A 21,146-nucleotide genomic window follows, 5' to 3' on the forward strand; every position below is an offset into this window, starting at 1 on the left:
GCGTGTACTTGGCAATCGTTGAGCACGTGGATGCAAGACGAATCTATGGACAAGTATTTCCAAATATTTGGTATGGTGCAGCGCTTTCCACAAGGACTCAGTGTTCATCCGCAGGGAGCGGCGTCGACCTTCAATGAGATGCTGTAGAAATGCCTGAACCGATACCCATCAAGGATCACGAAAAGGAAAACCGCATGGTCAACAAGCGCCTGTTGGCCTGTGCGCTGTTTGTGGTCGGCATTACCTGCGCCCTGGTAGGTCGCATGTATTTCCTGCAGGTAGTGGAATTTGACTATCACTCCACCATTTCCGAAAACAACCGGCTCCATGTCCTGCCCATCACGCCCTCCCGTGGTTTGATCTACGACCGCAATGGTGTGGTGTTGGCTGATAACCGGCCCAGCTACAACCTGACTATCACCCGTGAACGCGCCCCCGACCTCAAGGGCGAACTGAACTCCATCATCAGCATCCTGCATTTGCCTGTCGAAGACCGGGAGCTGTTCGACAAGGCCATGAAGCAGGCCCGGCATCCTTTCGTGCCCGTGACGTTGTTTTATGAGCTGACTGAAGAGCAGGTCGCTTTGTTGGCGGTCAACGAGTTCCGGCTGCCTGGGGTGGACGTCGCCCCGCAGTTCGTCCGTCACTACCCGTTGGGGGCGCACTTTGCCCACTCCATTGGCTATGTCGGTCGCATCAACGAGAAAGAATCCAAGGCCCTGGACTCGGTGGAGTACCGTGGTACGCAATCGATCGGCAAGACCGGTATCGAGCGCTTCTACGAGTCGCAGTTGCATGGTCACGTCGGTTACGAAGAAGTCGAGACCAACGCTCAGGGCCGTGTCTTGCGAGTGCTCAAGCACACAGACCCGATCCCCGGCAAAAATATCATCCTTAGCCTGGACGTCAAACTCCAGGAAGCCGCCGAAAAAGCCTTGGGGAATCGGCGCGGCTCAGTGGTCGCCCTTGATCCGCAAACCGGCGAAGTCCTGGCCATGGTCAGCAAGCCAAGCTTCGACCCTAACCTGTTCGTTACCGGCATCAGCTTCAAGGAATACGCCGCGTTGCGCGACTCCCCTGACCGGCCGTTGTTCAACCGGGTCTTGCGCGGCCTCTACGCCCCCGGTTCTACTATAAAGCCGGAAGTGGCGATCGCCGGGCTCGACAGCGGTGTGGTCACTGCCCAGACCCGTGTGTTTGACCCCGGTTATTACCAGCTTCCGGACTTCGAGCACAAATACCGCAACTGGAACCACAGTGGTGACGGCTGGGTGGACATGGACGCGGCGATAATGCGCTCCAATGACACCTACTTTTACGACTTGGCCCACAAGCTGGGCATTGATCGCCTGCACGACTACCTGGCTGAATTCGGCCTTGGCCAGAAAGTTTCTTTGGACATGTTCGAGGAATCCGCTGGCTTGATGCCATCACAAGCCTGGAAGCGTGCCACGCGAGGTAAGCCCTGGTTTCCGGGGGAAACTGTAATCCTGGGCATCGGCCAGGGGTACATGCAAGTCACGCCGCTGCAACTGGCCCAAGCTACGGGGCTGATTGCCAACAAAGGCGTGTGGATCCGGCCGCACTTGGCCAAGACCATTGATGGCGTGCCCCCGGTGGACGACCATCCAATGCCCAATGTCGTCCTCAAGGACCCGCGAGAGTGGGAGCAGGTCAACCACGGCATGCAACTGGTGATGCACGATCCACGGGGTATTGCCCGGGCCGCTGCCGCCGGCGCGCAGTATCGCATTGCCGGCAAAAGCGGTACGGCGCAAGTGGTGGCGATCAAGCAGGGCGAGCGCTACAACCGCTTGAAGACCCTGGAGCGTAACCGGGACAACGCCTTGTTTGTCGGTTTCGCCCCGGCGGAGCGTCCAAGAATCGTCATTTCCGTGATGATCGAAAACGGCGAGGCGGGCGGTCGTGTGGCCGGCCCGGTTGTGCGGCAGGTTATGGATGCTTGGTTGCTGGATCAGAACGGTCACTTGAAGCCGCAATACGCGGCCCCGAGTAAGCCGCCGGGCTATCCCCACGTCTGAAGTTGGAAGGCATGAGTCCGTTCATGCCTTCCATTGCTCACACTGCTCAAGCCCTTCGTGAGACAGCCACGGCACATCATGGGACGTCCATATATGGCACGTCGGTTGCGTTCCTGGGTCGTCATCCAGCGTCGCAACCCGCACGATCACATGGGGCTGATGCTCTCGTTCAGCCATCAGATGCGAACCGCATCGCGAGCAGAAGTGCCTGAGCTTGCCCGGCGAAGATTCGAAGGACGATAAAAACTCCACACCCTGAGACCAGCGAAAGTGCTCGCGCATCACGCCTGCCGTGGTGACGAAAGCGGCTGCGTGGACCTTGCGGCAACTGTGGCAATGGCAATGGCTGATGGGCATATCCAGGCTATCCGCCTGGTAATGCACGGTTTTGCAAAAGCAGCTGCCATGGAGCAGTTTTACTGGGTTGTGCATAGCATATCGGCCTTATCGGAAGGAACCTCGGTCTACCATCTACCTTGCGGTTTGATGGAGTGGCAGCGCAATGCGTAATTTATAGGTTGCGCATTGATCGATGTCGCCTACTGTCAATAGAGGAGGTGACTTATGGATGTACCTGATCGCATTGAACGAAAAGTCCTGCTCAAGGCTCGCCGTGAGCAAGTCTGGCAAGCGCTGACCGACGCCGAGCAGTTTGGCAATTGGTTCGGGATCGCCCTTTCGGGCAAACAGTTTGTCGCAGGCCAGTCGATTGAGGCCCGTATTACATTCCCAGGTTATGAGCATGTCGTGTGGAAAGCCAGAGTCGAACGTCTTGAGCCGCAAACACGGTTCTCTTTCAGTTGGCACCCTTACGCGGTAGAGGAAGGGGTCGACTACGGCTCGGAAACTCCGACACTGGTGGAGTTCACCCTGGAGGACCATCCCGAAGGTATCTGGCTTCGGGTGGTCGAGTCAGGGTTTACCGCGATCCCCAAGGCTCGCCGTGAGAAAGCCTTCAAGATGAACTCCCGAGGTTGGGATGAGCAGATGAATAATATCGAAGCTTATCTTGCCTGACTCCCATAGCGTCGTGAGCCGTGGTGAACTCCAGGGTATAGATCAACTGTTCCTTGGCCTGGCAGTCGATACACGACCGACGAAAACGAACCCCTGGCGCCAAACTTGATCACAACAGTATCGACAGCTGTCTGACAAGGAGAACGTCCATGCCCCGTAAAGGCCCGTGCCCGGGATTTATCCCACCGTATATTCTCCACCGCTTGATCGACCATGGCTCCGAGTGGCAGCGTTCTCGGGCGCTCAATACGCTGACTCATATACGCCAGCTACTCCCCAATCCCGGCGTTGCACCGGTGATCGGTGCCAGGGCGGAGCAAGTCACGCCCGGTGCCCTGAAACGCCATATCTACGATGCTCAGCACCTGACTGTATTGCCCGGCGCCCTGGCGCGGGACGAGGGTCAGAGGGCCAGTGGCGATGCGGCGGTGGACGAGGCCTATGATGCGCTGGGGGCTACCCACGATTTTTTCTGGCAGGTCTATGGACGCGACTCCATCGACAACCGAGGCCTGGCACTGACTGGCACCGTGCATTATGGCGAAGGCTACGACAATGCTTTCTGGAATGGTGCGCAGATGGTCTTCGGTGACGGTGATGGCGAGGTGTTCCAGCGCTTCACCCGATCCCTGGATGTCGTGGCCCACGAACTGACCCACGGTATCATCGAGAGCGAGGCGAGCCTGGTCTACCGTAACCAGTCCGGGGCACTCAATGAGTCAATCTCCGACGTGTTCGGTGTCCTTACCAGGCAATACGTCCTCAAGCACACCGCGGACCAAGCCGATTGGCTGATCGGTGCCGATTTGCTCACAGACAAAGTCAAGGGCAAGGGCCTACGCTCCATGTCTCACCCTGGCACCGCCTATGATGACCCGGTACTGGGCAAGGATCCGCAACCGGCCCATATGCGTGACTTCATTGTTACCCAGGATGACAACGGCGGGGTACACCTGAATTCCGGTATTCCCAACCGGGCGTTTTACCTGGTGGCGACGCAATTGGGAGGGGCGGCCTGGGAACAGGCGGGACAGATCTGGTACGACACCCTGTGCGATAAGCGCCTGGACAACGATGCGGACTTCCAGGCATTTGCCACACTGACCCTTGAACATGCCCGCGAACGTTTTGGCGCGGTCCAGGGTACGGCGGTACAGAAAGCCTGGGCGGGCGTGGGTGTGAATCTGGCGTGAGGAGAATGCAATGAAAGAGTTACCACCCTTGGGCAACGATGCCACTGTTCGACTTTCTCGCCAGGGTGGCGTGACGGCCATGTTGAGTCGACCTCGTGAAATCGAGTTTGCCCAATGTAGCCTGGATGAGCGTGAGCAGATCTGCAGCCTGCTCAAGGGCTGCCTGCCATTGACCTCGTCTGAGTCGGGGCGAGGCGATCAGCGCTTCTATCAAATCGAAGTGCGCTTTCGTCAGGATGAGCGCGATGACCAGTTGATGCTCCAGGTACCTGAAGAGCAGGCACCTGGAGAGTTGGTGCTGTTATGGGATAAGGGGCAGGTATCCTGATCTTCCTTCGCTTTTGTCGGATTGCTATCGGTGTGAATGCAGGAAATTTCCGTTAACGTGCCGCGTTTTGCGGGATGCCGAGTAGAATCACGCCCTGAAAATGATTCTTGAGGTGCGGTACGGTGGATTTACAGCAGGGTTTTGTCCTGACCCGGCATTGGCGCGATACCCCGTCAGGGACGCAGGTCAGTTTCTGGCTGGCCACCGATCAAGGTCCGAGGTATATCTGCCTACCTGTGCAGCCTTCGGTGATGTTTATCCCTCTCGCCCACCGCACACCCACCGAGTTGCTGCTCAAGGGCGAGCGCGATGTCGAACTGCGGCCTCTTGAGCTGTGCGACTTTCACCACCGCCCGGTCATGGGGCTCTACACTCGTCAGCATCGTCAATTGATGGATCTGGAAAAGCGCCTGCGCAAAGCTGGTGTGGATGTCTATGAAGGCGACGTGCGCCCCCCTGAACGCTACATGATGGAGCGCTTTATCACCGCTCCGGTCTGGTTCGACGGCACGACAAGCGACAGTGGAATACTGGTGGATGCGCAGATGAAGCCCGCACCCGATTACCGTCCGCCGCTGAAGCTGGTGTCTCTGGACATCGAGACCACCGCCCAGGGCGAGCTGTATTCCATCGCCCTGGAAGGCTGTGGCGAGCGCCAGGTCTATATGCTCGGCCCGCCCAACAAGGGCGACGCGGTGGACTTCAAACTTGACTACTGCGACACCCGTGCGCAACTGCTCGAATGTCTGAATCTGTGGCTTGCCACCCATGATCCCGATGCAATCATCGGCTGGAACCTGGTGCAATTCGACCTGCGGGTCCTCCATGAACATGCCCAGCGCCTGAACGTGCCGCTGCTGCTGGGCCGTGGCGGCGATGCCATGGCCTGGCGCGAACACGGCAGCCGCAACCACTATTTCGCCGCGGCGGCGGGGCGGTTGATCATCGACGGTATCGAAGCGCTACGCTCGGCTACCTGGAGCTTTGAGTCCTTCAGCCTGGAAAACGTCGCCCAGACCTTGCTCGGCGAAGGTAAGTCTATCTCCACACCTTACCAGCGCATGGATGAAATCAACCGCATGTTCGCCGAGGACAAGCCCGCCCTGGCGCGCTACAACCTCAAGGACTGCGAATTGGTGACGCGAATTTTCCAGAAGACCGACCTGCTCAAGTTCCTCCTGGAGCGGGCCAGCGTTACCGGGTTGCCGGCAGACCGCAATGGCGGCTCGGTGGCCGCTTTCACTCACCTGTATATGCCGCTGATGCATCGCCAGGGGTTTGTCGCACCGAATCTGGGAGACAAGCCACCTCAAGCCAGCCCCGGCGGATTTGTCATGGACTCGCGCCCCGGTCTCTACGAATCGGTGCTGGTGCTGGACTACAAAAGTCTTTATCCATCGATCATCCGCAGCTTCCTGATCGACCCTGTAGGCCTGATTGAAGGGTTGCGTCATCCCGGCGACAGCGAGTCGGTGGAAGGCTTTCGTGGTGCGCGTTTTTCCCGTACCCGGCATTGTTTGCCGGCGATTGTTGCTCGGGTGTCAGAAGGGCGTGAAGTGGCCAAGCGCGAACACAATGCACCATTGTCCCAAGCCTTGAAAATCATCATGAACGCGTTCTACGGTGTCCTCGGCTCCAGCGGTTGCCGATTTTTCGATACACGGCTGGCATCGTCCATTACCCTGCGCGGCCACCAGATCATGCGCCAGACCCGCGAACTGGTCGAAGCCCAAGGTTACGAAGTGATCTACGGCGACACCGACTCCACTTTCGTCTGGCTTGGCAACGCCCATTCCCAGGCGGATGCCGCGCGTATCGGCCAGGACCTGGTGCAGCACGTCAATCAATGGTGGCGCGAACGTCTGCTCAATGAGTTCGGCCTGCAGAGCGCCCTGGAATTGCAATACGAAACTCACTTCAGCCGCTTCCTGATGCCCACCATTCGTGGCGCGGAAGAAGGCAGCAAGAAGCGCTATGCCGGCCTGGTCATCCGTGCCGATGGCAGTGAAGAAATGATCTACAAGGGCCTGGAAACCGTGCGCAGCGACTGGTCGCCCCTGGCCCGACAGTTCCAGCAGGAACTCTACCAACGGATCTTTCACCGCCAGCCTCACCAGGATTACGTGCGCGATTATGTATGCCGTACCTTGAGCGGTGAGTTCGATGAGCTGCTGATCTACCGCAAGCGCCTGCGCCGGCAATTGGGCGACTACGAACGCAACGTTCCGCCCCACGTGCGCGCTGCCCGGTTGGCGGATGAATACAACGACCGCCAAGGGCGCCCGCGCCAGTATCAGAATGGCGGTTGGATCAGCTATGTGATCACCGTCAACGGCCCGCAACCTTTGGAAGTGCGCCAGGCACCGATTGATTACGACCACTACGTTACGCGGCAACTGCAACCGGTGGCCGATGCGATTCTGCCGTTTGTAAACGATGACTTTGCCACCTTGGTCGGTGGCCAGATGGGACTCTTCTGAAAGACTTGCATTGAGGTTGCGAGAGCCTGCAATCTTGGCTTCCGACCACCACCACAGGGTGCAGTATCCTCAATGGGTTCAGCGTGAGGTCAGATCGGCCTCATGGCTCAGTTCTTCTACCAGCTCATCCATCCGGTCGGCAATTTTTGGCGTGGTCGACAGCACAAAACCCTTCTGGGTGCCTATGTAGGTCTCGACGATATACAGCGTATCGCCTACGTCCAGCCCCAGTTCCTGCAAGGCTTCATCCGGCAGGCGGATGGCACCGTCGCCGTCCCAGTCTTCGATGGTGACTTGTTTGCTGTGCATGATGGATTTTCCGTTAAGCGATTGAGCGTCCCAGCCTAACACTTCGACTATCTGCCAGGAGGTTCAATACCATGTATACCCTCTACGGAACCCAAGGCGCCGGTTCGTGCATGATCGAGATCGCTCTACAGCGTTGCGAAGTGCCATGGCATCAGGTCGATGCCTGTTCCTGGGAAGACACCGTGGGCAGCAAGGCACTGGCCAGGATCAATCCGCTTAAACAGATCCCCACCCTGCAACTGCCCGATGGCAGCGTGCTGACGGAAAGCGCGGCGATATTGATTCACCTCGGCCTGGCGTTCCCCGCTTCAAACCTGCTGCCTGCCAACGCTGCGCAGGTTATTCGTGGCCTGGTGTATATCGCTGCCAACTGTTACTCGGCAATCGGTATCATCGACTATCCACAACGTTGGCTGGACAGCGCAGACGAAAGGTTGCAAGCGCAACTGGTGGCAGGTACTCGCCGGCATCTGCACTTGGCCTGGGAGATGTTTGCCGATCAATTTGCCGGGCAATTGTTTAACGCATCCGATGTCCCGAATGCCTTGGGGATCATGGCCGCCGCCGTTTCTCGCTGGTCAGGTGGCCGAGGAGCGCTGCAGCAGTCGCGACCCGAGTTTGTCCTGAGTCTGGTACAGGTGGATATCGATCCGAACGTGGCGCCGGTGTTTGCCCGGCATTGGCCACAGTGGACTGGGTGATAATTGGACTATGCAATCAGAAGAAACAATGAGCCCTGAGGGCTCCAACCCCTTGCACCACGGGCATCCTGACCTACTCTTTCTGAAAGTCTTGTAGGAATCATCCTTGAATTTGACTGTCGCAGACATGAAACTCAAGAACCCTGTACGGAATTCAAAGGAGGTGTGCATGTTTATCCGGTCGCTGACCCTGGCTACTTTGGTGGCTTTTACGGGGCCGCTGTTGGCTGCCGATAACCGAGGCCCGCTGGAACAGGATCAAGGCAAGTTTCGCCCGCTGATTGTCATTGCGCCCAGCTCCATTGACCCAACGCAAGTCAAGCTCAAGGAAGACCTCGAAAAGGCTGACAACAAGCAAAAGTTCACCGAGCGCAACATGGTGCTCTACACCGTCAACTACACCAACATCGGCACCGTCGGCCAGCGTGATGGCAAGGATTTGGGCGCCCAGGACACCAATGCCCTGATCCGCGCACTCAAGCTCGGCGCCAGCACCGGCACCAAGGTGATCCTGGTGGGCAAGGATGGCGAGAAGAAACTCGAGAAGACCGTACCGCCGGATACCCTCGACCTGGCGGAGTTTTTTGGCGCTGTCGACATGATGCCAGCGGCTGAAAAAGACGCTGTGGCTCCCGCTGAACCAGAACCTGTGGCACCGGCCTCCGGCAAGGCAGGCACTAAAGCAGGTAAGGGCACCAAGCAGGCCGCCCCACAAGTATTGGAAGACTGAACGCTACATCCCTCGTAGGCGCTTGCTCCTACAAGAAACCTGCCTTAGCCCAAGCGTGTCGCCGCCCGTGCTGCGATCTCGCTGCGGGTCTTGCGTGACTCCACCGTGCGCTTGTTGGCTTCCTCCAGCACATGTGCAGGTGCGGTGTCCGGGCGGCCGGCGTTGAACGGCGGGGCAGGGGCATATTCCAACTGCAATTGCACCAGTTGCGCCGCCGCTTCGCTGTACAGCTCTGCCGCCAGGGTCAGGGCAAAATCAATCCCGGCGGTGATCCCGCCGCCCGTAAACAGATTGCCGTCGCGCACCACGCGCTCCTGCACCGGGAGCGCACCCAGGGTGGCCAGTATGTCGTGAAAGGCCCAATGGGTCGTCGCCCGCCGTCCGCGTAGCAGGCCCGCCGCCCCTAACACCAGCGACCCGGTACAGACCGATGTCACGTAACGCGCGGTCAGGGATTGCACATTGAGGAAGTCCAGGGTTTGCGGATCCTCCATCAAGGCACCGACACCAGAGCCCCCCGGAACGCAGATCACATCCAGCACAGGGCATTGCCCATAAGTCATGGTTGGCGCGAACACCATCCCGGTGCTGGAAGTGATGGGGGCGAGATCTTTCCAGATCAGATGGAGTTTCACATCCGGCAAGGACCCCAGCACATCGTAGGGGCCGGTCAAGTCCAGCTGTTGAATACCGGGGAACAACAGGAAACCGATTTGCAAGGTCATGGTGAAACTCCGCATAAGGGATAGACGGCTTCACTTTAGTGGCCTACGCTTGGCGAATACGCCATTAACCCCACGAATTGCGCCAAGCATGCCAAAAATCATCCATGTCCTCGCTTTTCCTAATGTGCAAGTGCTTGACGTTACCGGACCGCTACAAGTGTTTGCCTCGGCCAATGATTTGGCGCGCCAGCAAGGGTTACCGTTGCCGTACGCTATCAGTGTGATTGCCTCTCAGGCAGAGCCGGTGATGACTTCCGCCGGCCTGGCGTTGGTGGCCGAGCCATTGCCTGCAGCAGATGCACCCTGCGACACCTTGGTGATTGCCGGTGGTTGGGGCGTGTACGGCGCCGTTGAGGATCCTGCGCTGGTGGATTGGGTTCGGCAAAAAGCCGTGCATTCGCGACGCATGACGTCGGTGTGCACCGGCGCTTTTTTACTGGCCGCCAGTGGCCTGTTGGACGGTTGCCGTGTGGTGACCCACTGGACACGCTGCGAAGCATTGGCGCTCAAATATCCGAAGTTGCAGGTCGAAGCCAATCCGATTTTTATCCAGCAGGGCTCGCTATGGACCTCGGCCGGGGTCACCGCGGGTATTGACTTATGCCTGGCCCTGGTCGAGCAAGATCTGGGGCGCGACACGGCATTGGAAGTGGCGCGGCACCTGGTGGTGTTTCTCAAGCGCCCAGGCGGGCAATCGCAATTCAGCGTGACGTTGTCCCTGCAAAAGGCCGGCAATCGTTTCGCCGAGTTGCACGCCTGGATTACCGAGCATTTGAATCTGGACCTGAACATCCCGACCCTGGCCGCTCAGGTGGGCATGAGCGAGCGCAGTTTTGTGCGTCATTACCGCACCATAACCGGCCAGACTCCGGCGCGGGCCGTGGAATTGATACGGGTGGAAACCGCTCGCAGGCAACTGGCCGACAGCGGCGCGTCCATCAAGCGCATTGCCGTACACTGCGGTTTCGGCAGCGAAGAAACCATGCGACGCAGTTTTCTACGGGCATTATCGGTGACGCCCCAAGCCTATCGCGAGCGGTTTTCAGGTACTGTCGAGTAACTCAAGGATCGCCTCAAGTGTCGCTTGCGGCGCTTCCTGGGGAATATTGTGGCCAACCCCTGCCAGGATCCGTCGCCGATAAAACCCGCTGAAGCACCCCAGGTCTTCATCTTCCACCGAGGCCGGTCCCACCCCGTCATCCGCGCCGCATAAGGAAATACTGGGCGCCGAAATTGGCGGTGGCTGCACCAGTGCCTGCTCAATCTCTTCCAGCGCCGGATCGCCAGGGGCATACATGAACCGATGGCGATAAGAGTGAATCACCACCTCGACAAAGTCCGGGTTATCAAACGAAGACGCCGTCTTGCCGTACAGGCTCGGCCCCTTGACCCAGGACGGCGACCACAGCGCCCACAACAGCTCACACAACTCGCGACGGTTGGCGGTCAACCCGTCAACGCCGCGCTGGGTGTGAAAGTAGTACTGGTACCACAACCGATGCTCGGTGATGGGGGCTCGGGGCTTGATGGACTGGGCAATGTCCTGAATGTTGTAGCCATCGCCCGTTACCAGTGCGCGCACTCGGTTTGGCCACAAGGCGGCGACGATGCAGGCGGCGCGCCCGCCCCAGTCATAACCCACCAGCGTGGCCTGGGGGATAGCCAGGGCATCCATGAAGTCCAGAAGATCCTTGGCCAGCGCCGCCTGCTGGCCGGAACGCATCACCTCTGCGTTGATAAACCGTGTAGGGCCGTAGCCCCGCAGGTAAGGAACTAGCACTCGATAACCCCGCTCGGCCAACACCGGCGCAATTTCGTCATAGCCCCGGGGGTCGTAGGGAAAGCCGTGCAGAAGAATCACCACCTCGCCCTCGGCCTGGCCGTGGGCTTCATAGGCCATATCGAGCATCGTGGTACGCACGTTATGCAGTGGCGCGATGGTGTTCATCGGTGCTCCTTTCAGGTAGCGCAAGACATACCGACTTTAACCGTAAAGCGGCCTGAATGCTCATGGAGCAGCAACGCCGTTCGGCGTTTGGCAGATCACCCCTCAAGGTTGCCAGACCGTCTTCTCACCATTCAACTTACGATCCAGAAACGTCGCCGCACTGATCAGCGCCAGGTGGCTCAACGCCTGGGGCGTGTTGCCCAAGTGCCGGGCCTGGCTGTCGAATTCCTCGGCATACAGTCCCAGTGGATTGGCGTATCGCAGCAGTTGTTCAAACTCCAGATGCGCCTTTTCCAATTGCCCGGCGCGGGCCAGGCACTCCACGTACCAAAACGAGCAGGCGGCAAACGCGCCTTCGGTGCCTTGCAGCCCGTCGATCTGGCTGTCGTCGTTGCGGTAGCGATAGACCATGCCATCGCGCACCAGGCTCTTCTGGATCGCTTCCAGCGTCGACAACCAGCGTGGATCGGTGGCGGCAACGAAGCGTACCAAGGGCATTAGCAGCATCGATCCATCCAGGGCAGTGCTGCCTATGTGTTGCACAAAATGCCCGCGTTCCTCATTCCAGAAGTTGCTCCAGATATCCTGGTAAATGGCCTGGCGGGTCTGGTCCCAGCGGGCGAACGGGGCGGGCAGCGAGCGTTTCGAAGCCAGGCGAATGGCGCGGTCCAGGGCCACCCAGCACATCAGTCGCGAATGCAGGAAATGGTGCTGCTCGCCACGCATTTCCCAGATACCGACGTCCTGCCGGTTCCAGGTCTCGCACACTTGATCCACCACTTCAATTGTATGTTTCCAGCCCTCATGGGAGATGGCTTCGCCGTACTTGTTGACCAGGTACACGGCGTCCATCAGTTCGCCGAAAATATCCAGTTGCAGTTGCTCATACGCCAGGTTGCCAATGCGCACCGGTTGCGCGCCAGCGTGGCCCGAGAGGTGAGTCAATTCGGTTTCCGGCAGTTCCTGGCGGCCGTCAATGCCATACAGGATGTTGATTTTCATCGATTGGCCATGACAATCGCTGACTCGCCCACGCAACCAACGCATGTAGCTGTTGGCTTCGTCGACAAAGCCCAGGCGCATAAAGGCGTAGACGGTGAACGAGGCGTCGCGGATCCAGGTATAGCGGTAGTCCCAGTTGCGCTCGCCGCCTAGGGTTTCCGGCAGGCCGAAGGTTGCCGCGGCGAGAATTGCGCCGTGTTTGCGTGAGGTCAGAAGCTTCAAGGCCAGGGCCGAACGGTTGACCGTTTCGCGCCAGCGTCCACGGTAGTTGGACTGGGCGATCCAGCCACGCCAGAACTTCAGGGTGCGTTCCAGGCACAGGTCGGTGTCGTCGCTTCTGACCCGGGGGTCTTCCCGGGCGCCAAGGACAAATTCGGCGCCCTGTTCCTGTTCCAGGGTAATGCTGGCGACCGCAGCGTCACCGTCGATCTGCAAGTCGTGGCTGCTGGCCAGGCGCAGGCCGGGTTGATCGGTTGCTTCAAAACAGACATCACCGTTGTCGAGGGAGGCGTGGGTCTGGGCACGAGCGTAGTCATGACGTACCAGGCAACGCAGGCGAACCGTCGCTTTCCCGCTGACTACCCGCACCCGGCGGATCAGCAAGGGTAAATCTTCGACGTCGTCGCTGATAGTCAACAGATCAGTGATCTCCACCACGGCCTCATCGCTCAGCCAGCGGGTTTGCAAGACATTGGTATCGGGCAGGTAGATCTGCTCGCGGCGGGCGCCGGGCAAGTCTGGCGCGAGCTGGAAAATCCCGGCGGTGGGGGAGTCCAGCAATGAGCAAAAGATCGAGGGGCTATCGAACTCCGGCCAACAGAAAAAGTCGATGCTGCCCTTGTCGTTGATCAGTGCCGCACTGCGCATGTCGCCAATGATGCCGTGGGCATCAATCGCGCTTTGGGGTTCGTTCAAATCAACCATTGTGGCGCCGCTCCTAGTAAGAGCCTTGGGGATAAGGACTCATGCCGTCGTCGATGAACAGGAGCACTTGTTGTTCCAACGAGATGCGCATTGCCTATCCCATCATGAATCAGAGTATCCAGTTAGCTGACTGGCTGCGTGCAATGGAAGTTCACCGGTTGTCTGAAATACGACGATGGCTGTCCATATCTATCGTTTTCGCCACAAGGCTTTTCGCTAGACTCCAGGCCTGTGTGATGTGAGAGCTGCCAATGACGACCCCACCCCAAACCAAGCCCTGGCTTGAGGCCTATGCCGACAACTATCACAACGATGAAGTGGTGCACCCCCATTGCCATGCCCAGGCGCAGTTGATTCACGCAGTCTCGGGTGTGATGGTGGTCAGCACCGCCCAAGGCAGTTGGCTGGTACCATCCGGGCATGCGTTGTGGGTACCCGCCATGACAGCCCATGAAATTCGCATGGCGGGCGAGGTGCACATGCGCACGCTGTTCTTGATGCCCGAGGCCGAGCCGGGTTTGGGGAGAAGTTGCCAAGTGATCGAAGTGTCGGCACTGCTGCGGGAACTGATCGTTGCCGCCACCCTGATTGTCGGCAGAGGCAGTCCGCGCTTGCAGGCCATGATCGAATTGATCCGCATGGAGCTGATCGCTGCGCCGGTGGTGGCGATGCATGTTCCGGTTCCCGGTGAGGTGCGGTTGGCCAAACTGTGCACCCACTTTATCCGCAACCCGTCCGACGACAGCAGCCTGGAATCCTGGGCCGATACGTTGAACATGAGCGCTCGGACCCTGAGCCGGATTTTTCAGCGTGAACTGGGTATGAGCTTCGGCGAATGGCGCAAACGCGCACGGCTGGCCCTGAGCCTGAAATTGCTGGCGCAAGGCGCGTCAATTCTGGAAGTGGCCCTGGAACACGGCTATCAGAGCCCGAGTGCGTTCAGTGCTATGTTTCGCCGTTCGCTGGGGTATCCACCGAGTCATTTTCGGCCAGGTGCTTAGCCGCGAAGGCTGTCGTTGCGTTAAGCAAACATATTGTCCATTTAGCGACGATACATGGCCTTGGCGCGGGCGAATCTGCTAAGGCAACTGCCTAATCTGCAAGGCTCATTCTTGAGCGAGCCTTGTGATGTCGATCCGTGTTTTTTTTCTCCCTTCCATTTGGGTGATAGCACTTGGGCTGGCCGGTTGCAGTGCTACTTCCAGCGGGCCGTCGAGGTTGGTCGAGGCCCAGCCTGCACTGCGCCTTTCCAGCGAGTCGGCCACGCCGTTGCCCGCTCGTTGGTGGCAGCTTTACCTTGACCCACAGCTCGACGCTCTGGTGGAACGAGCCCTGCGCCATAACAAGAACCTTGAGGCGGCGGCTGCCCACGTCGATGCGCTGCTGGCACGTCTGGAACAGGTCGATGGCGAGCGTTGGCCGTCCACCTCCCTGGACTATGGCCTGGCGTATGGCCGCAGTCGCGATGACCAGACCCTGGCCCAGGCCATCTATCAGCCTGCCGACGGTCAGTGGAGCCATTCACCCGAAATTTCCTTGAGTTACACCCTCGACCTGTGGGGCGAGGTGCGTTATCGCATTGCCGCTGCCCGGGCCGATGCCGAGGCGGCGCGAGCGCTGGAAGATGAGTTGCGGGTGACCGTGGCTGCACAGACCGCCCGTGCCTATGCCCAAGCCTGTGTCTATGGCATGCGGGCGCAGGTGCAGGCCCATTCGGTGCAATTACTGGAGCAGAGTGTCGAGATCACGGGGAAGTTGCAGAAGGCTGGCGTGGCGACCGACTTGGATAAAGTACGTCTGAAGAGCTTGCTGGAAGAAACCCGCGCACCCTTGCCGATGTTTGCCGCGAAACAGAAGAGTGCCCTGTACGAATTGGCGGTGCTCAGCGGCCTGCCATCAAGGCAGGTTGCCACGCACAGTTGTACCCATGGCCCGCAGTTGCGGGCGCCGTTGCCGGTTGGCGATGGCTGGGCCTTGTTGCAACGTCGGGCCGATATTCGCCGTGCCGAGCGGCAATTGCAATCGGCGACGCTGTCCATTGGTGTGGCGCGCGCCGAGCTTTATCCCCGCATTACGTTCGGTGCGATGCTTGGCTCGTCAGCCAGCAGCCTGGGCAAGTTGGGCGGTAGCGATGCCATGGTTTATTCCATCGGTCCCTTGGTGTCCTGGCGCTTTCCCAATCGACAGATTGCCCAGTCACGCATCAAACAGCATCAGGCTCAGGCGCGCCAAGCCCTGGCGCAATTTGACGGCACGGTGCTCACCGCCCTGAAACAGGTCGAGCAGGCCCTGGCGCTGTACCAGGGTGAACAGCAGCGTCGCCAGGCACTGGAGGCCGCGCTGCGCAACAGCCGTCAAGCTCACACACTGGCCAGCCGAAGCTATCGGGCTGGGGCTCTGGGCGCCCTGCAACTGCTGGACAGCGAACGCAATCTGGTCAGCCTCCAGGCCAGCCTGACCCAGGCCGACTTGCGTTTGATCAATCGCCAGATCGACGTTTTCCAGGCACTGGGCGGTGGCTGGCAACGTAATGAAAAAACCATTGCCGACCTTGGAGCAACACCATGAATCAGGTCGTTGAACCTTCCACTTTCGACCCGACCGTGGTCGATCCTGTAAGTCAGACTTTCAGCCAGCGCCATCGCCGCGCACTGCTGCTATGTGCGTCCCTGTCAACATTATTGGGGCTTGGAGTATTTGCCAGCTATTGGTGGAACCTGGGACGGTACCTGGAAGAAACCGACGATGCCTATGTACGTGCTGATTGGGTTGCGGTCAGCCCACGTGTTGCCGGTTATGTCGCCCAGGTACTGGTGGAAGACAACCAGGCGGTCAAGGCCGGGGATTTACTGGTGTGTATCGATGGGCGTGACTTCACCGAACGCCGGAACAGCGCCCAAGCGCAGTTACAGCAAGCGCAAGCAGCGGCGAATGCACAGCAAGCCACCTTGCAAACCCTGGATGCGCGGATGAGTGAGCAGCAACAGCGGATCGCCCAGGCCCAAGCGGCCTTGCACAGTAGCGAGGCCGAGTCCCGACGGGCGCAATTGGACTATGTACGTTACCGCGACCTGGTGGCGCAACACGTCGCCACCGCCCAACGCCTGGAAGCCGCCAGCGCGGACCGGGCCCGGGCGCAATCGACTGTGGTCGCAGGACGTGCCCAAGTCGCCCGGCAACAGGCGCAGTTACAGGTCTTGCAGGCTCTCAGGCGGCAGGCGCAAGCCCGGACCCTCGAGCAGCAGGCCAGGATTGACGAGGCCCAGGCCAACCTGGCCCTGGCGCGAAATGCGTTGAAGGACACAGAAATTCGCGCGCCTTTCGACGGCATCGTTGGACAGCGAAAGGTGCGTCGACAGCAATACGTCATAGCTGGCCTGCCGCTGTTGGCGGTAGTGCCGGTGGAACAGGCTTACGTGATCGCCAACTATAAGGAAACCCAGTTGCAACATATGCTGCCAGGGCAATCGGTGGACATTGCGGTGGACAGCTTCACCGGCCAGCACTGGCACGGCCAGGTGGAAAGCATCGCCCCTGGTTCCGGTGCAGTGTTCGCGCTGTTACCGCCGGACAATGCCACGGGTAATTTCACCAAGGTGGTGCAGCGCTTCGCGGTGAAGATTCGCCTGGCGCCGGAGGGGGACAAGGCGCCCCGGATCTTGCCGGGCATGTCGGTGATCGCCACCGTTGATACGCGTTCGGGCGCCAGGCAGGAGCATATCCATGGAGGCTGATGGGCGTTCATCAACGGTTTCGTTGCGTGCCTGGGTCGCGGTGATCGGCGGGCTGTTCGGCTGCTTCATGGCCGGCATGAACGTGCATGTCACCAGTGCCGCCTTGCCGGAAATAGAAGGGGCCTTGGGCGCTACTTTCGAGGAGGGCTCATGGATTTCCACGGCTTACCTGGTGGCGGAAATCATCATGATTCCGCTCACGGCCTGGCTGGCCCGAGTGTTCTCGTTGCGTCGGGTGATGCTGGTGGGCTCCGGGGTGTTCCTGGTGGCATCGGTGGCCTGTTCAATGGCGCCGAACCTGACGACCATGATTATCATCCGGGTCGTCCAGGGGGCCGCGGGGGCCGTTCTGATTCCCCTGTCGTTCCAACTGATCATCACCGAGTTACCGACCAGCAAAATTCCATTGGGTATGGCACTGTTCAGCCTGGCCAACAGCGTTGCCCAGGCTGCTGGCCCATCGATGGGGGGCTGGTTGACTGATGCCTATTCCTGGCGCTGGATCTTCTACCTGCAACTGTTCCCCGGCATTGCGCTTCTGGCAGCTGTGGCCTGGTCCATCGATCGCCAGCCGATGAACTTGGGTCTGTTACGCCAGGGCGATTGGCTGGGCATCGTTTGCATGGTGCTGGGCCTGGGCGCGTTGCAGATTGTGTTGGAAGAGGGTGGACGCAAGGACTGGTTTGGGTCGGGTTTTATTGTCTGGATGACGTTGTTGGCGGTGGTCGGGCTAGTGGCGTTTATAGGTCGCCAGTTATGGGGGCCATATTCGTTTATCAACCTGCGATTGCTGGGACATTACAATTTTGGTGTTGCCAGTGTGGCGATGTTTATCTTCGGTGCCAGCACCTATGGCCTGGTGTTTCTAGTGCCCAATTACCTGTCGCAGTTGCAGGGCTATAACGCTAGCGAAATTGGGGTCAGCCTGATTGCCTATGGCTTGGTGCAGTTGATCCTGGCACCGTTTCTGCCCCGGTTGATGAAGTGGTTCAGCGCCAAGCTGCTGGTGGCGTCGGGCTTCGCGATCATGGCGCTGGGTTGCTGGATGGGGGCACATTTGTCGACGGACAGCGCCAGCAATGTCATCGTCCCCTCTATTGTCGTGAGAGGTATTGGCCAGCCATTGATCATGGTCGCCTTGTCGGTGCTGGCGGTGCATGGGCTGGCCAAGGCCGAGGCCGGGTCGGCATCGGGAGTATTTTCGATGCTACGCAACCTCGGCGGAGCCGTCGGCACGGCGCTGCTGGCACAATTGGTGGTGGTACGTGAACGAGTGCACTCGGCACGCATCGGTGAATCGGTGACGGTCTTTGACCCTGCCCTGCAACAGCGCTTGCCTGGTGGCGGCATGCTGGATGAGCAATTGCCGGATCATCAAATGGTATTAAACCTGCTGGACCAAGGGATTCGTCACCAGGCGTTTTTGATGGCCTACAGTGATGCGTTTTTTCTGGCCTGCGTGGCGTTGGCGGCGTGCGCCGTGGCGGCATTGATGTTGCGGCGTACTTGAACTTATGGTTTTAACCCCCGCAGAAGCAGCTCCAGGCCCTGTAGAGCTTCCTCCAGTCGCTTGTCTGGTTGCGGGCTCTGGGCGATCCACAGCGCTGTATCTACCAGGCTGCCATTGATCAGCCGCGCCAATGCCTGGCTGGGCGCCTGTTCGATGATGCTGGCATTCATCAGTTCGTCGAGCAACAGTCGCAATGAATCAACACACTGTTGCTGGCTGGCTGACGCGGCGTCCCCGAGCACCGCCGGCGCATCCTGCAGCACGATGCGTTGGATCTCGGGGTCCTGGGCCATGCGCAGATAGGCACGGCAACGTTCGCAAAAACCACTCCAGGGCTCCTCGGCCTGCTCCGTGATGTGCTGCAAGCGAGCGTCCATTTCGCTATCGAGTTGCACTACGACAGCTGCCAGCAAACCTTTCTTGTCGCCAAAGTGGTGGTACAACGCACCCCGAGTCAGGCCAGCACGGGCGGTGAAGTCATCCATCGAGGTGTTGGCATAGCCTTGGGTGGCGAACGCTTGGCGGGCGCTGGCGATCAGGCGGGCGCGGGTGTCTTCGATCATGTCAGTGCGGGCTCGGCTCATATGGGCAGGACTCGTAACAGTGAGTGATTGACATACGGTGCGTATGTTGCGCATGATTTGCTACATACGCACCGTATGTATTTTGCCCTGTTAACCCGAGATAGCAAGTTGCAGGGCGCTGAGGAAGAGGTCGCACCGCATGGCAAACCCTTACGCCGAATTATTCCAGGCGCCAGGCTCCAGGGCTTTTGTATTGGCAGGCATGCTTGCCCGTATGCCGATCTCCATGACGGGCATCGGGCTGATTACCATGCTGTCGCAAGTCCATGGTGGTTATGGATTGGCAGGTGCCGTGGCCGCCACCTTTGCCCTGTCCACGGCTTTTTGCGCGCCCCAGGTCTCGCGGTTGGTGGACCGCTATGGCCAAGGTCGCATCCTGCCGGTGGCTGCTTCCATTGGCGGCGGTGCGTTGTTGTTGCTGTTGCTCTGCACCCGCTTGCAGGCGCCGAACTGGACCTTGTTTATCTTCGCTGCCCTGGCCGGTTGCATCCCCAACATGTCCGCCATGGTCAGGGCGCGCTGGACCGAGCTGTACCGCGGCCAGCCCAGGTTGCAAACCGCTTTTGCCCTGGAGTCGGTGCTGGACGAGGTGTGTTTCATCCTTGGGCCGCCGTTGTCGGTAGGTTTGTCCGTGGTGCTGTTCCCCGAAGCGGGACCGTTGATTGCCGCGTTGATGTTGGCCGTTGGGGTCACAGCCTTTGTCCTGCAACGGCAGAGCGAGCCGCCGGTCCATGAATATCATGCCCACCATGGCCGCTGGTTGATTGCCTCGCCCTCGGTATTGACGTTGATGATTCTATTGATGGCCATGGGCACCATCGTCGGTGTGGTGGATGTGGTCAGCGTTGCGTTCGCCCAACACCAGGGCCAGCCCGCCGCCGCGAGCATTGTGTTGTCGGTGTATGCCATCGGTTCGTGCCTGGCGGGGCTGGCCTTTGGTGCGCTCAAGCTGCAAACGTCGCTGCCCCGGCAATTTTTGTACTGCGGCGTGGCCACGGCCCTGACCACACTGCCGCTGTTACTGGTGGTGAATATCCTCGGCTTGTCCCTCGCGGTGTTTGTGTCAGGACTGTTCTTTGCCCCAACCCTGATCGTGGCCATGGCCCTGGTGGAGCGAGTGGTTCCTCCCAGCCGCCTGACCGAAGGCATGACCTGGTTGATTACCGGGTTGAGCATCGGCGTGGCGATTGGCGCGGTCAGTTCCGGATGGATGATCGACCATTTCGGCGCCGCCAGTGGATTTTGGATCGCCTTGGTGGCCGGTGCCGTGGTACTGGGAGCGGCGGTGTTGGGGTATCGGCGGTTGGGTGATTATTCCGTCACGACCGTGGCGTGATGTTGCAGGAACTCGTTCAGCGCTTGTCGCGTCAGGTCGTTCAGCGTGACTTTTTGCCGGGTTGCCGCCAAGGCAGCGGCCAAATGAAGGTCATGGCCAACTCGCACGTTGAACGAGCCCTTGCAAGGCTTTTCGGGTGCCTGGCCGAGGGTGTGGCAGGTGCCGAGGTAGTCGTCCACTGCGTCGCGAAAGGCGGCGTCCAATTCGGCTACGGTTTTACCTTCGTAGCTGACCAAGGCCCTGATGAACAGCAGCTTTCCGAACAGACAATTGTCTTCGATGCTGGCTTCGATCGAGCCGATATAGCCTTTGTGCTTCAACTGGTTATTCACTGAATCAGGTCTCCTGATTTCAATTGTTCGATGATCTGGCGCCGGATGTAGTGTTTCAGCTCGTTGCCGGGGTGAGGTTTGTGCAGGGTGATCATTGCACTCGGATCGCCCTTGTCGAATTTGACTCGGCTCCCAGCCCCTTCGATTTGTGTGTAGCCCAGTCGTCGTAGCAGTGTGATGAGGTCGGGCCAGGTAAAGGCCATTTGCTCGTTGAGCAGGTTGGCCAGCAGCTTTTCATTTTTCGACACGGC

At 59.3% G+C, this 21,146-nt stretch carries 21 protein-coding genes; 13 read left to right on the top strand and 8 right to left on the bottom strand.

Annotation, left to right across the window (positions count from 1 at the left end):
* Positions 1–149 precede the first annotated feature (149 nt).
* Complete coding sequence (gene mrdA, locus GIR22_RS22780; RefSeq protein ID WP_154745528.1) at positions 150–2,042, top strand: penicillin-binding protein 2; 1,893 nt, start codon at positions 150–152, stop codon at positions 2,040–2,042.
* Positions 2,043–2,063: 21 nt separating this feature from the next.
* On the opposite strand, the gene GIR22_RS22785 is transcribed toward mrdA, so the two are convergent.
* Complete coding sequence (locus tag GIR22_RS22785; protein WP_154745529.1) at positions 2,064–2,474, bottom strand: GFA family protein; 411 nt, start codon at positions 2,472–2,474, stop codon at positions 2,064–2,066.
* Between the two features lie 132 nt (positions 2,475–2,606).
* On the opposite strand from GIR22_RS22785, the gene GIR22_RS22790 reads away from it, so the two are divergent.
* The 4 genes from GIR22_RS22790 to GIR22_RS22805 all read left to right on the top strand — a co-directional run bounded on the left by GIR22_RS22790 (position 2,607) and on the right by GIR22_RS22805 (position 7,060).
* On the top strand, positions 2,607–3,059 hold the full coding sequence (locus GIR22_RS22790) for an SRPBCC family protein (protein ID WP_154745530.1): 453 nt from the start codon (positions 2,607–2,609) through the stop codon (positions 3,057–3,059).
* A gap of 149 nt (positions 3,060–3,208) precedes the next feature.
* The gene (locus GIR22_RS22795) at positions 3,209–4,252 is read left to right on the top strand and encodes a M4 family metallopeptidase (protein WP_154745531.1); all 1,044 of its coding nucleotides are present in this window, start codon (positions 3,209–3,211) and stop codon (positions 4,250–4,252) included.
* 10 nt (positions 4,253–4,262) lie between these two features.
* The gene (locus GIR22_RS22800) at positions 4,263–4,580 is read left to right on the top strand and encodes a protealysin inhibitor emfourin (protein ID WP_154745532.1); all 318 of its coding nucleotides are present in this window, start codon (positions 4,263–4,265) and stop codon (positions 4,578–4,580) included.
* A gap of 122 nt (positions 4,581–4,702) precedes the next feature.
* A complete protein-coding gene (locus GIR22_RS22805) occupies positions 4,703–7,060 on the top strand; it encodes a DNA polymerase II (RefSeq protein ID WP_178122429.1) in 2,358 nt (785 codons plus the stop codon).
* 78 nt (positions 7,061–7,138) lie between these two features.
* Here the strand turns inward: GIR22_RS22805 and GIR22_RS22810 are convergent, their stop codons facing one another.
* Positions 7,139–7,369, bottom strand: coding sequence for an AbrB/MazE/SpoVT family DNA-binding domain-containing protein (locus tag GIR22_RS22810; RefSeq protein WP_154745534.1), 231 nt, complete (start codon positions 7,367–7,369; stop codon positions 7,139–7,141).
* A gap of 71 nt (positions 7,370–7,440) precedes the next feature.
* On the opposite strand from GIR22_RS22810, the gene GIR22_RS22815 reads away from it, so the two are divergent.
* The gene (locus tag GIR22_RS22815; RefSeq protein WP_154745535.1) at positions 7,441–8,070 is read left to right on the top strand and encodes a glutathione S-transferase N-terminal domain-containing protein; all 630 of its coding nucleotides are present in this window, start codon (positions 7,441–7,443) and stop codon (positions 8,068–8,070) included.
* Positions 8,071–8,239: 169 nt separating this feature from the next.
* Positions 8,240–8,800: a DUF4174 domain-containing protein gene (locus GIR22_RS22820; protein WP_154745536.1), complete on the top strand. Its 561-nt coding sequence runs from the start codon at positions 8,240–8,242 to the stop codon at positions 8,798–8,800.
* A gap of 44 nt (positions 8,801–8,844) precedes the next feature.
* Here the strand turns inward: GIR22_RS22820 and GIR22_RS22825 are convergent, their stop codons facing one another.
* A complete protein-coding gene (locus GIR22_RS22825) occupies positions 8,845–9,525 on the bottom strand; it encodes a DJ-1/PfpI family protein (protein ID WP_154745537.1) in 681 nt (226 codons plus the stop codon).
* Between the two features lie 88 nt (positions 9,526–9,613).
* Here GIR22_RS22825 and GIR22_RS22830 point away from each other — a divergent pair, with 88 nt between their 5' ends.
* On the top strand, positions 9,614–10,585 hold the full coding sequence (locus GIR22_RS22830) for a GlxA family transcriptional regulator (protein ID WP_154745538.1): 972 nt from the start codon (positions 9,614–9,616) through the stop codon (positions 10,583–10,585).
* Here GIR22_RS22830 and GIR22_RS22835 read toward each other — a convergent pair.
* Together GIR22_RS22835 and GIR22_RS22840 are read right to left on the bottom strand one after the other, a co-directional pair.
* On the bottom strand, positions 10,568–11,473 hold the full coding sequence (locus GIR22_RS22835; protein WP_154745539.1) for an alpha/beta fold hydrolase: 906 nt from the start codon (positions 11,471–11,473) through the stop codon (positions 10,568–10,570). The genes GIR22_RS22830 and GIR22_RS22835 overlap by 18 nt on opposite strands.
* A 102-nt stretch (positions 11,474–11,575) precedes the next feature.
* A complete protein-coding gene (locus tag GIR22_RS22840) occupies positions 11,576–13,399 on the bottom strand; it encodes a glycoside hydrolase family 15 protein (RefSeq protein WP_154745540.1) in 1,824 nt (607 codons plus the stop codon).
* A gap of 251 nt (positions 13,400–13,650) precedes the next feature.
* Here GIR22_RS22840 and GIR22_RS22845 point away from each other — a divergent pair, with 251 nt between their 5' ends.
* From GIR22_RS22845 to GIR22_RS22860, 4 genes are all read left to right on the top strand, one after another.
* On the top strand, positions 13,651–14,400 hold the full coding sequence (locus GIR22_RS22845) for an AraC family transcriptional regulator (protein WP_154745541.1): 750 nt from the start codon (positions 13,651–13,653) through the stop codon (positions 14,398–14,400).
* Positions 14,401–14,527: 127 nt separating this feature from the next.
* Complete coding sequence (locus GIR22_RS22850) at positions 14,528–15,967, top strand: efflux transporter outer membrane subunit (RefSeq protein WP_154745542.1); 1,440 nt, start codon at positions 14,528–14,530, stop codon at positions 15,965–15,967.
* On the top strand, positions 15,964–17,133 hold the full coding sequence (locus GIR22_RS22855) for an HlyD family secretion protein (protein ID WP_154745543.1): 1,170 nt from the start codon (positions 15,964–15,966) through the stop codon (positions 17,131–17,133). The genes GIR22_RS22850 and GIR22_RS22855 overlap by 4 nt, the downstream gene beginning before the upstream one ends.
* A complete protein-coding gene (locus tag GIR22_RS22860; protein WP_154745544.1) occupies positions 17,123–18,643 on the top strand; it encodes a DHA2 family efflux MFS transporter permease subunit in 1,521 nt (506 codons plus the stop codon). Before GIR22_RS22855 ends, GIR22_RS22860 begins: the two co-directional genes overlap by 11 nt.
* A gap of 2 nt (positions 18,644–18,645) precedes the next feature.
* Here GIR22_RS22860 and GIR22_RS22865 read toward each other — a convergent pair whose 3' ends face one another.
* On the bottom strand, positions 18,646–19,227 hold the full coding sequence (locus GIR22_RS22865; protein ID WP_154745545.1) for a TetR/AcrR family transcriptional regulator: 582 nt from the start codon (positions 19,225–19,227) through the stop codon (positions 18,646–18,648).
* Positions 19,228–19,366: 139 nt separating this feature from the next.
* On the opposite strand from GIR22_RS22865, the gene GIR22_RS22870 reads away from it, so the two are divergent.
* The gene (locus GIR22_RS22870; RefSeq protein WP_154745546.1) at positions 19,367–20,563 is read left to right on the top strand and encodes an MFS transporter; all 1,197 of its coding nucleotides are present in this window, start codon (positions 19,367–19,369) and stop codon (positions 20,561–20,563) included.
* Here GIR22_RS22870 and GIR22_RS22875 read toward each other — a convergent pair.
* Positions 20,539–20,895, bottom strand: a complete 357-nt coding sequence (locus GIR22_RS22875) for a toxin-antitoxin system HicB family antitoxin (RefSeq protein WP_178122430.1) — start codon at positions 20,893–20,895, stop codon at positions 20,539–20,541. The two genes, GIR22_RS22870 and GIR22_RS22875, sit on opposite strands and share 25 nt — an antisense overlap.
* Positions 20,892–21,143 (bottom strand): type II toxin-antitoxin system HicA family toxin, encoded by a 252-nt coding sequence (locus tag GIR22_RS22880; RefSeq protein ID WP_178122431.1) that lies wholly within the window; start codon positions 21,141–21,143, stop codon positions 20,892–20,894. Before GIR22_RS22880 ends, GIR22_RS22875 begins: the two co-directional genes overlap by 4 nt.
* Positions 21,144–21,146 lie beyond the last annotated feature (3 nt).

It is taken from the genome of Pseudomonas karstica, assembly GCF_009707515.1.
Classification (GTDB): Bacteria; Pseudomonadota; Gammaproteobacteria; order Pseudomonadales; family Pseudomonadaceae; genus Aquipseudomonas; species Aquipseudomonas karstica.